This window comes from Streptomyces sp. SID3212 (assembly GCF_009865405.1).
GTDB lineage: Bacteria > Actinomycetota > Actinomycetes > Streptomycetales > Streptomycetaceae > Streptomyces.
Map to the genome: position 1 here is coordinate 1 of NZ_WWJY01001192.1, position 11,177 is coordinate 11,177.

9 protein-coding genes and 3 pseudogenes are annotated in these 11,177 nt (G+C 70.0%); all 12 read right to left on the reverse strand.

Annotated features, from left to right (window positions below):
- Positions 1–484: pseudogene (locus GT042_RS35585) on the reverse strand (ribonuclease E/G); the annotation flags it as partial.
- A gap of 232 nt (positions 485–716) precedes the next feature.
- Entirely contained in the window at positions 717–1,499 is a 783-nt protein-coding gene (locus GT042_RS35590) for a TIGR03936 family radical SAM-associated protein (RefSeq protein ID WP_161312813.1), read from the reverse strand.
- A 120-nt stretch (positions 1,500–1,619) separates the two neighbouring features.
- Entirely contained in the window at positions 1,620–2,714 is a 1,095-nt protein-coding gene (locus tag GT042_RS35595; RefSeq protein ID WP_345944042.1) for a hypothetical protein, read from the reverse strand.
- Positions 2,715–2,741: 27 nt separating this feature from the next.
- On the reverse strand, positions 2,742–3,275 hold the full coding sequence (locus GT042_RS35600) for a GNAT family N-acetyltransferase (RefSeq protein WP_161312818.1): 534 nt from the start codon (positions 3,273–3,275) through the stop codon (positions 2,742–2,744).
- Between the two features lie 18 nt (positions 3,276–3,293).
- Positions 3,294–3,752, reverse strand: a pseudogene (locus tag GT042_RS35605) (hypothetical protein); the annotation flags it as partial.
- 27 nt (positions 3,753–3,779) lie between these two features.
- Positions 3,780–4,007, reverse strand: coding sequence for a DUF397 domain-containing protein (locus GT042_RS35610; RefSeq protein WP_161312819.1), 228 nt, complete (start codon positions 4,005–4,007; stop codon positions 3,780–3,782).
- 70 nt (positions 4,008–4,077) lie between these two features.
- Positions 4,078–4,872, reverse strand: a complete 795-nt coding sequence (locus GT042_RS35615; RefSeq protein WP_161312820.1) for a helix-turn-helix transcriptional regulator — start codon at positions 4,870–4,872, stop codon at positions 4,078–4,080.
- Position 4,873: 1 nt separating this feature from the next.
- Positions 4,874–5,137, reverse strand: a pseudogene (locus GT042_RS39695) (DUF6879 family protein); the annotation flags it as partial.
- 226 nt (positions 5,138–5,363) lie between these two features.
- Positions 5,364–7,289 carry a TIGR03960 family B12-binding radical SAM protein gene (locus GT042_RS35625; protein WP_161312814.1) on the reverse strand — a complete coding sequence of 642 codons (1,926 nt, stop codon included), beginning with the start codon at positions 7,287–7,289 and terminating at the stop codon, positions 5,364–5,366.
- A 55-nt stretch (positions 7,290–7,344) separates the two neighbouring features.
- Positions 7,345–8,889, reverse strand: a complete 1,545-nt coding sequence (locus tag GT042_RS35630) for a CYTH and CHAD domain-containing protein (RefSeq protein WP_161312815.1) — start codon at positions 8,887–8,889, stop codon at positions 7,345–7,347.
- Positions 8,890–9,130: 241 nt separating this feature from the next.
- Positions 9,131–10,330 (reverse strand): rod shape-determining protein RodA, encoded by a 1,200-nt coding sequence (rodA, locus tag GT042_RS35635; RefSeq protein WP_161312816.1) that lies wholly within the window; start codon positions 10,328–10,330, stop codon positions 9,131–9,133.
- Positions 10,331–10,333: 3 nt separating this feature from the next.
- Positions 10,334–11,177 (reverse strand): penicillin-binding transpeptidase domain-containing protein (locus tag GT042_RS35640; protein WP_272925808.1); only part of this gene is annotated, 844 nt, incomplete at its 5' end.

Sequence of the window (11,177 nt, forward strand, 5' to 3'; positions counted from 1 at the left end):
CCGGTGTCTCCTCGGGCGTCACGGCAGCCGCCGGCGCGCTCTCCGCACCGTCCTCGGCCTGCGGCGGACCGGCCGGCGCGGTGGCCTTACGGGTCGCACGACGCCGCGTACGCGGGGCGGGCGCCTCGTCGGACGCCGTTGCTGTCTCCTCCGCCACGGGGGCGGCGACCGGCTCCACGGGGGCGTCCGCCGACTCCGTGGTCGTCTCGGGCGCGGCCACCTTGCGGGTGGCCCGGCGCCGGGTGCGCGGCGCGGGCGTCTCGTCCGCCGCCGGTGCGGCTGCCGCCGCGCCGTTGTCCGTACCGCTGCCGCTCTCCGTACCGCTCACGGCTTCCGCCGTCGCGGCGGACTCGCCGCCCGCCGACGGCGGACCCGCGGGGCGGGACGCCGCGCGGCGCCTGCGCCGGGGGGGCAGCGTGTCGCTGGGTGTGTTGTTGTCTTCTTCGGTGGTCCCGGCCGTACCGGGTTCGTCGTTCTCAAGCATGCGGGGTTCTCCCGTCGCGTTCCCGGGCGCCGCGCCTGATTCCGGTCCGGCCGCGGCTCGCGCGTCGCGCGATCGCCGCCGTCCGGGGCGCGGGCGCCGCACGGGAACTGTTATGTCTGGCTCGCCGGTTCCCTACGCGAAGTACGTACGGCCTGGCGAAAGTCTTTTTTGGTGGTACGCGCCGCCCGACCCAGGTGGCTCCCGAGTACCAGGGCTGCGCTGTGACGACCGCCTACGCGGAACCCGCACCTTCCGGCGCTTTCGCGGCGGCGGGTCCGGCGGCCTGTTTCAGGCCGGCCGTGGCTGCCTCGCGGTCGGGCGCGAGCGGGTCGGTCACCGTGCCGGACTCCTCGTCGAAGAGCCCCTGCGCCAGCCTGGTCACCGCTGCGGGGACCGGCGGCGCCAGGTCGGCCACAGCTCGGAGACCGGACAGGACGTCGTCGGGTCGCACGGCAGGTGTCACGTGCCGAACAACCAGGCGCAGTATCGCACAGGGCCCGTCCCCCGGCCTATCAGCCCGGGGCGGGGTGACCTCCAGGGAGACCACTGCGGCACGTGTGTCGAAGGTCCGCACACCGTTCTTCATACGGCGCTCGACCTCGACCGATTCGGCGGTCAGGAAGACGGACACGGCGTGTCCGGCTTCCTCAGGACGTACGCCCTCCAGCCGCAGCTCCCACACGGAAGCGGTCAGCCGGTCGGCGAGTCCTGACGTACGGGCCTCGACGGCGTCGATGATGTCGAGACCGGTGGGCAGCGACTCGTCGAGCAGCAGACGCAGCTTCTCCGGGTCGCGGTGCTCCACCAGGGCGATCTCCAGGAACTCGGCCTCACTGCCCGTGCCGGTGGGTGCGGCATTGGCGTACGACACCTTCGGGTGCGGGGTGAACCCCGCCGAGTACGCCATCGGCACCTCGGCACGGCGCAGCGCCCGCTCGAAGGCGCGCTGGAAGTCTCGGTGGCTGGTGAACCGGAGGCGGCCCCGCTTGGTGTAGCGCAAACGGATGCGCTGCACCGCCGGTGTGGCTGGCGGCCCCTCGGGCTGTCGCTTGCCCAGTGGTTCTTCTCCTCGGTGCGGGGCGGTACGCGCTCGCGTGCCGCCCTCGGGCGTCCGGGTGACCCCGGGTCCCCCGGCTCACCCCCGCTTGCGCAAGGAGATCTCAGGTGCGGGCACCGCGCCGGGGACAGTCGTTGTACTACCCAGAGTACGCGCCCGGTGCGCGATAGGTTCCCGGGGCTCGGTCATCCGTGAGGAGCCCCGTGTCGCACCGACCAGCGCGCGCCAGGCGTCACGGCGTGTCTGCCGGAACGTCTCCCTGGCGCTCTCGAGCGTTTCGCGAGCGACGCGGCCGATCGCGCGGGAGGCACGCCCGGCGGGGGCCAGAACGTTGTCCCGTACCCAGTGCCCCACCGGGGTGCAGACGTTCCTGTACGTCCAACGTCCCGGACGCCCCACCGCATTCCAGAACAGCCAGGCGAGCGCCCTGCCGAGGGCGCGCGAGAGGTACCCGGCGATCCGCCAGGCGACGGAGAAGGCGGCGGCGATCTCCCGTCCGGCCGGGACGAGGATCCGCCGCGCCACCCATCCGCCGGGCGCGACGACCAGGACGAGGGCGAGCCGGACGACGGCGGCCCGCAGGGCGCGGACGCAGAACGAGAGGCCGTGGCCGAGCGGGACCAGCGCGGAGCGCCAGACCCACACCAGGACCCACACCAGGGGCACGACCATCCCGTACCGCACCACGGGCACGAGGACGTACCGCCACACCGCCACCACCGGCCACACCAGAGCCTTGCCGAGGGGTGTGAGGACGTTCCGATACGCGGCCACCAGCAACCGGTCCACCGCCCGCCCGAGCGGAACGAACACGGCGGTGGCCACCCACCGCGACGCGGTACCGAGCGGTACGACCAATGTCCGGTAGGACCAGACCAGCGGGAGGACCACCACCACACGCCCCAGCACACCGAGCGCGCGCCCCAGCCACTCCAGCCCCCACACCAACCCCCGCCCCAACGGCCGCAGCACCGTACGGTCCACCGCCCTGGCGCCGGCGGCCAGCAGGTCCCACACCACCCGTACGGGCAGGACGAGCAGCAGGACGACGATCCGCACCGGGATCCGGACGGCCACCGTCAGACAGCCGTCGCCGCCCTGGTAGGACGAGGTCACACCCCGCTCCCCGTACTCCCCCGCCTTCTCCGTGCCCACGCCCATGCCCATGCCCATGTCGACCCCCCTGCCCAACAGGACGCGTCAGGGGCCGGTTCGGATCCAGAAACGGAGCTTTCCCCCACGCTGGTCCTCCAGCACCCCGCCCACGGCCTCGATCACCTTCCGCGAGGCGGTGTTGGTGGTGTCGCAGGTGACCAGCACGGAACCGATCCCGATCCGCCGCGCCACGGGAAGCGCCTCGGTGAGCATGGCGGTCGCGTACCCCCGCCGACGGGCGGTGGGCCGCACGGCGTACCCGATGTGCCCGCCCAGCTCGCGCAGGAACGGATTGAGCCGGTGCCGGATCGCCAGCCGCCCGAGAAACGTGTCGCCCTCGACATACCAGAGGGTCGTGTTGGGCACCCACCCCTCCACCCGAGGGGTCTCCTCCAACGCCTCGGCGTTGAGCGCCTCCACATACCCGGCGAACACCTCGGGCCGATGCCAACTCCCCGCGTACCGCTCCATCTCATGAGCCAGCAACGACCGCTCCCCGGCCCCCTCCTCGACGAACTCCCGCATCGCGTCGAGAAACGAGGCATGAACACGAACGTCAGGAGCAATGAGCTGCGGCATCCGCCCAGTCTCCCACCGGACAGGGCAGGGAAGGCCGGGAGCGGCACGGTTCGGGGAGCACGTCACGAGGGCGACGGAGTGGAAGAGAGTGCCCTTCAGGTAGTGGCCGAGGGACACGTCTCCGCCCCACGCCAACCGTTCGACCGCCGCCCTGACCAGGAGCACCAGCCTGGCTGCGTCACCGTCCTGCGCGGAGGCGAACCGGGGCGCGGACTCCCCGAGTCGGCGGCCGAGCCATTCTCCGGCTTCCTTGGGTTCCTCCCACGTCCCCTGGATCATCGAGGGCGGTTTCATGAGCCGGTGCGCGGTCTGGATCGGAGGCACGTCGGTGGTCGGGAACACAGCCACGGCCTCCCGGTACCGGTCGTGCACCTCTTGCTCACTGGTCGCAGTGGGCGCCTGCCCGGCCGGCCTGCGGACGCTCTCCTTGTCGAACGCCTTCTTCTCACCGAGCCACGCGTAACCATGGTGGTGCACTACGGCTCCGTTCCGTGGTGCCGTGGATCAGGCGGAGAGGTCGTCGAAGCGGGCGGGGTCGATGCCCGCCGCGTCCAACTCCGCCGTGGTGAAGCGCAACGGCTCGGCATCCGGGCGCTTGCTGTCTCCCACGGCCCAGGCGTCCGGCCCGATCTTCGCGAGAGTCACGCACGACTCGCCGTCCGGGTGGGTGTTGCCGCCGCACGCCTTCGAGAACGCGGCTCCCTCAATGGGGAGCCCGTACAGATCGGTCATCGTCATGCCCTTCCTTCACCGCTGTCCGCATCCATCGGAATTCCATGGTGACCCGGTGAGGGGCAACGCTCTAGCAGATTTCCTGTTCACGCAACAGCTCGTCCCGGACACTCGCGATCAGGGCCCGCATATCGTCACCGAAAACGGCAGTTTCGCTGAAACCTTCGAACTTGGACGCGTACAGGGCGATGTCCCTGGGGTCCGTCATCACTGTTTCCGCATGGACCAGCTCAACGGTTACCATGCGATCATCCTTTATGGAGAACGAGTGGCCCGGAAAATCCGTCTGCGAAGCGGACAGCGCGACGATTCTGATATCCACGCCGGGCAGCCGGGAGACGGAAATCAAGCGGTCGAGCTGCCCCACCATGACCAGGGGCGGAACGATGCGCCACCGAAGAACTGACTCCGTGATGACGAAACGGAATTCCTTGCCTTCCGCGTACAGCACACCTTGCCGCGCCAATCTCGCACCGATGGTGCGCTCCAACTGCGCTTCGGACAGACCCTTCCGGGCAAAGACCGCCCGCACGTATTCGGGAGTCTGAAGCAGACCAGGAATGAGCGACGGCTGAAACAGGCGCAGCAGAGCAGTCTGCGATTCAAGAGCCTGCACCTGCTGCTGTTTGCGGCTGTACCCCAACCGCCGAACGAGTCGCCAAGCCGTGATCTCTGTGGCAGCCTCCCTGGCGGCAGCCATGTACTCGGCCTTGACCGCGTCCGACACCCCTATGGCCGTGAGGATGCAGTCGACGTCCGTGACGCTCGGAGCCGTGTTCCCGTTCTCGATCTTCGACAGCTTGGAACGAGACATGACGGCCCCACGGGCAACCGCTTTGGCCTCCAGTCCGGAGGACTCCCGCAGTGAGCCAGAAGTCCGGGGCCTCCGGAATGGGGTTCTCCTGGTTCGTGGTGTCCAGGATGAAGAATTCCTCCCCGGCCGTCATGTTCCGCCGGTATCCCCAGGAGAGTTCAAAGCGCAGGTAGTCGGTCAGCGGACGCGCGAGGACGTGGACCCGGTAGATTCGTCTGCCCGACCGGACCGCGTCCCCGATCGTCGTCATCCACTTGGCCGTTCGGTAACTTTCCGGCTGCGGCTCACCCGCAAGGAACGCCTGATAGGCATCGACGCCGCGGTGATCACCCACCCTGTCCCCCTGGATGGCGAGCGTGCCCCGGTCGGTGGCGTAGATGGTGGGGCAGTCCCCGTCCTCGCACTCACCCACCAGTCGTGTCAGCTTCACGGACCGTCTCCTCGTCGTCGAGTGTCGAGTCCGATGCTCGCGGCAGACACGGTGAGTGACAAGGGGTTCGGGTTTCCGTTACTGGAAACCCGAACCGCAGAGTCCGCGCCGGCTACTTGACCACCGTCAGGGGGAGGAGTTTCTTGCCCGTCGGGCCGATCTGGATGTCCAGGTCCAGTTGAGGGCACACGCCGCAGTCGAAGCACGGGGTCCAGCGGCAGTCCTCGACCTCTGTTTCGTCCAGGGCGTCCTGCCAGTCCTCCCAGAGCCAGTCCTTGTCCAGGCCGGAGTCCAGGTGGTCCCAGGGGAGGACTTCCTCGTACGTGCGCTCCCTCGTGGTGTACCAGGCCACGTCCACGCCGACGTCGGGGAGGGTTTTCTCGGCGGCGGACATCCAGCGGTCGTAGCTGAAGTGTTCGCGCCAGCCGTCGAAGCGGCCGCCCGCCTCGTAGACCGCGCGGATCACCGCGCCGACGCGGCGGTCGCCCCGGGAGAGGAGGCCCTCCACGATGCCGGGCTTGCCGTCGTGGTAGCGGAAGCCGATCGAGCGGCCGTACTTCTTGTCGCCCTGGATCTTGTCCTTGAGCTTCTTGAGGCGGGCGTCCGTCTCCTCGGCGCTGAGCTGCGGGGCCCACTGGAAGGGGGTGTGCGGCTTGGGGACGAACCCGCCGATCGACACCGTGCAGCGGATGTCGCCCTGGCCGGAGACCCGCCGGCCCTCCGCGATGACCTTGACCGCCATGTCCCCGATCTGGAGGACGTCTTCGTCCGTCTCGGTGGGCAGGCCGCACATGAAGTAGAGCTTCACCTGCCGCCAGCCGTTGCCGTACGCGGTGGAGACCGTACGGATCAGGTCCTCCTCCGAGACCATCTTGTTGATGACCTTGCGCAGCCGCTCCGAGCCGCCCTCGGGCGCGAAGGTGAGGCCCGACCTGCGGCCGTTCCTGGTCAGCTCGTTGGCGAGGTCGACGTTGAACGCGTCGACCCGGGTGGAGGGCAGGGACAGGCCGATCTTGTCCTCCTCGTACCGGTCCGCGAGGCCCTTCGCGATGTCGCCGATCTCGCTGTGGTCGGCGGAGGAGAGCGAGAGCAGGCCGACCTCCTCGAAGCCGGTCGCCTTGAGGCCCTTCTCGACCATCTCGCCGATGCCGGTGATGCTGCGCTCGCGCACCGGGCGCGTGATCATGCCGGCCTGGCAGAAGCGGCACCCGCGGGTGCAGCCGCGGAAGATCTCCACGGACATCCGCTCGTGCACGGTCTCGGCGAGCGGCACCAGCGGCTGCTTCGGGTACGGCCACTCGTCCAGGTCCATGACGGTGTGCTTGGACACCCGCCACGGGACACCCGACCGGTTCGGTACGACCCGGCCGATGCGCCCGTCCGGGAGGTACTCGACGTCGTAGAAGCCGGGGACGTATACGCCGCCGGTCTTCGCGAGCCGCAGGAGCAGTTCCTCGCGCCCGCCGGGGCGGTCCTCCGCCTTCCAGGCGCGGACGATCTCGGTGATCTCCAGCACGGCCTGCTCGCCGTCGCCGATGACCGCGCAGTCGATGAACTCCGCGATGGGCTCGGGGTTGAAGGCCGCGTGCCCGCCCGCGACGACGATCGGATGGTCGACCGTACGATTCCTGGCCTCCAGCGGGATGCCCGCGAGGTCCAGGGCGGTGAGCATGTTCGTGTAGCCCAGCTCGGTGGAGAAGCTCAGCCCGAACACGTCGAAGGCGGAGACCGGGCGGTGCGAGTCCACCGTGAACTGCGGGACCCCGTGCTCACGCATCAGTTCCTCAAGGTCCGGCCACACGCTGTACGTACGCTCCGCCAGGACGCCCTCGCGCTCGTTGAGCACTTCGTACAGGATCATGACGCCCTGGTTGGGCAGCCCGACCTCGTACGCGTCCGGGTACATCAGCGCCCAGTGGACGTCACACGAATCCCAGGGCTTGACCGTGGAGTTGAGCTCGCCACCGACGTATTGGATCGGCTTCTGCACATGCGGGAGCAGGGCTTCGAGCTGCGGGAAGACCGATTCGGCACGCATCAGGAAAAGTTCTTTCGTGGGCCGGCTGGATTGACCCACCAGACTACCCCGGTGCTCAGCCGGCCAGCGCCGCCCGCCATTTCCGGTCCGAGGACTCCGCCCACACCTCGGGCAGCTCGCGTTCCCTGTCCTCCGCGTGCGCCTCCTCCTGCCCGTACAGAAGTCCCCAGGTGAACGCCGTCTCGCCGGCCGCGTGGGCCTTGACGGCGAGGGCGCGCAGGGCCTCCCGGGCCACCACGCTGTCCTGGTGGTCGCCCAGCACGGTCTGCACCGCCTTCATGCGCTCGGCGAACCGTTTGGCGGGTCGGCCCAGCACGGGCTTCGCCGCCTCGCCCGCGTACCGCGCGCGCTTCGCCGCCTTCCTGGCCTCGTGCAGCGCCACGTCCCGCTCCTCGCCGGGGCGCAGGGCCAGCGCGTGCTCGATGCGCCCGGCCAGCCGCCCGTAGTCCTTGAGGATCGCCTTGGGCAGCGCCTTGTCGGGCGGGCCGTCCGCGCCCTTGCGCAGCGGCGGGTCGGCGAGCAGCGCGTCGACCGACTTCAGCAGGGCGAGGTAGCGCTCGCCGTCGAGGACGGCGACCGTCGCGCTGCGCGAGTCGGTGCTACCCGCCGCGTTCCAGATCTGCGCCCGGGCGCGTACGGGTCCGAGGACCAACGTCCCCGGCAGCGCGTCGAGCCGGGCGGTGATGCGCTCGGCCAGGACCTCGTGGTCGCGGTCCACGCCCAGCTCCCCCGCCAGCCATTTCAGCTCGTCGGCGATCGGGTCGGTGACGGACCGGTCGAGGATCCTGCGGTACGTACGGAACGCGGAGCGCATCCGGCGGGTGGCGACCCGCATCTGGTGCACGGCGTCCGGCAGGTCACGCCGTACGGCCGGGTCCTGGGCGGTGATCGCCTCGGCCTGCGCCCTGATGTAGGCGAGGACGTGGTCCCCCGCGGTGAGCGGCTCGGTCCGAACGGCGGAGCCGTCCACGGCGCCCTCCGGGGCGGTCTCCGCGAGGGCCCTGCTGAGCTTGGAGGGGGCGGCGGCGGGCCGCAGCCCGGCCTTGCGCAGCTTCTTCTCGACGGCGTCGAGGATCGCGGGGTCGGCGCCGTCGCCCAGCTCCACCTCGACCTCGGCCCAGGCGGTGACCCGGCCGGGCATGCCGGTCAGGCGCTCGGCGCGGACGGTGTCGACGCTGACCTCGGCGAGCAGCTCGCCGTCCGCGCCGGACAGGTGGGTGACCTCGCGGGAGGAGCGCAGCCGGACGACGGGGATCAGGGCGGAGCCCCGGAGCCGGGAGCGCAGCAGCGCGGCCAGCTCGTCGGGGACGGTGTCGGCGAGGGGGGCCTGGATCTCGTCGCGGATGCCCGTGGACACGGGGAATTTGAGGTGCCAGCCCTCGTCGGCGCCGCCGGTCCTGCGGCGCAGGGTGAGCTTGTCCGCCGCGAGGCGCAGGTCCGCGGTGTCGTAGTAGACCGCGTCGAGCTCCACGACGCCCCGGTCGAAGAGGGACGAGACCCCTGGGACCCGGGTCAGGTCCGGCAGGGCGGGCCGGGCGTTGTCACCGGCACGCACAGGGAGCTCGTACTTGCGTTCGATCTCTCGCTTGGTGTCCGCCATATAGGGAACCTATCCGCCAAAAATGCCCTCAATCGCCGGACGGGCTTTTAATGCCCGTCCGGCCGCCTAGGGCGTGTCCGCAAAGTGGCGTCGTTCGCCCGCAGGGCGTGGCCCGCGGCGTCTGGTGCGTGCGATCGCAAGGCGGAGGACGAGCGTGTACTGGATGTACTCGCTCGGTCCGACAACGCCGCGAGCGCGCGTACCAGGCGTCGCGGGCCAGACGCCACTTTGCGGACACGCCCTAGGCCCTCAGTGGTTTCTGCACCCGGATCGACTGCAACAGCCCCACCGCGATCCACACCGCGAACATCGACGTGCCTCCGTAGGACACGAAGGGCAGCGGGAGCCCCGCCACCGGCATGATGCCCAGCGTCATCCCGATGTTCTCGAACGACTGGAACGCGAACCACGCGATGATCCCGGCCGCCACGACCGTCCCGTACAGCTCGGTCGTCTCGCGGGCGATCCGGCACGCGCGCCACAGCACCACGCCCAGCAGCAGGAGGATCAGCCCGGCTCCCACGAAGCCCAGCTCCTCGCCGGCGACGGTGAAGACGAAGTCCGTCTGCTGCTCGGGGACGAACTGCCCGGTGGTCTGCGACCCCTTGAAGAGGCCCGTCCCGGTCAGGCCGCCCGAGCCGATGGCGATGCGCGCCTGGTTGGTGTTGTAGCCGACGCCCGCCGGGTCCAGCTCGGGGTTGGCGAAGGCCGCGAAGCGGTTGATCTGGTACTCGTCCAGCACCCCGAGCGCGGCGATCGCGACCGCGCCGATCACCCCTGCCCCCACCAGCCCGAAGATCCAGCGGTTGGACGCGCCGGAGGCGAGCAGCACGCCGAGCACGATGACGGCCATGACCATGACCGACCCGAGGTCCGGCATCAGCATGACGATCGCCATCGGCAGGACGGCCAGGCCCAGCGCCTTGGCGACCGTGCGGTGGTCGGGATGCAGCTGGTCCCCGGCGTCGACCCGGGCCGCCAGCATCATCGCCATGCCCAGGATGATCGTGATCTTCACGAACTCCGACGGCTGGAGCGAGAAGCCGCCGCCGATGACGATCCACGCGTGGGCGCCGTTGATGGTCGCGCCGAGCGGGGTGAGGACCAGTATCACCAGCAGGACCGAGAGGCCGTAGAGCACCGGGACCGCGCCCCGCAGGGTGCGGTGGCCCAGCCAGATCGTGGCGATCATGAGGGCGAACCCTATGCCGGTGTTCAGCAGGTGCCGGAAGAGGAAGTAGTACGGGTCGCCGTGGTTGAGCGTCGTACGGTTCCTGGTCGCCGACCAGACCAGCAGCGAGCCCAGCAGGGACAGGGCGATCGCCGAGAACATCAGCGGCCAGTCGAGCCGCCGCGCCATCGAGTCACGGGCCGCGAGCCGCGCCCACGTGCTCCGCTCCGGACCGTATCCGGAGACCGAGAAGCCACTTGTACCGGCCATGGCTCAGTCCCTCCGGACGTGCGGGGCGGCGCCGCCGGCGACCACCTGGGTGTCGGCCGGAGGCTTCTCCGGCATGTACGGCCTGACCTTCGGGGCGTCGATCGTGCCGTCGGGGCCGATCTTCGGCAGGGCGGTGGCGGGCTGGGGCATGAGCGCCTTCTTCAGGTTCTGCTTGCCCTTCAGGTCCAGCCCGTACATCGCCTCGTAGATCTTGCGGACGGCGGGGCCGGAGGCGCCGGATCCCGTACCGCCCTGGGAGATCGTCATCACGATCGTGTAGTCCTTGGTGTACGAGGCGAACCACGAGGTCGTCTGCTTGCCGTAGACCTCGGCGGTACCGGTCTTGGCGTGCATCGGGATCCTGTCCTGCGGCCAGCCGCCGAACCGCCACGCGGCCGAACCGCGCGTCGCCACGCCCGCCAGCGCCTCGTCGATCTCGTCGCGCGTCTTGCGGTCGAACGGCAGCCGGCCGTGCGCCTTGGGCGCGATCTCCTCGACCCGCTTGCCGTCGGCGCTGATGATCGCCTTGCCGACGGTGGGGTTGAAGAGCGTGCCTCCGTTGGAGATGGCCGAGTAGATCGTCGCCATCTGGATCGGCGTGACGAGCGTGTCGCCCTGCCCGATCGAGTAGTTCACCGAGTCACCCGCGCGCATCCGGTCGCCTTCGAGGCAGCCTTCGTACGCGATCTGCTCGACGTACGTGCCGCCCTTCTTGCCCTGCTTGCACCAGGAGGCCTTGTTGGCCTTCCAGAAGTTCTTCTTCCACTGCCGGTCGGGCACCCGCCCGGTGACCTCGTTGGGGAGGTCGATGCCGGTCTCCTTGCCCAGACCGAACTGGTGGGCGGTC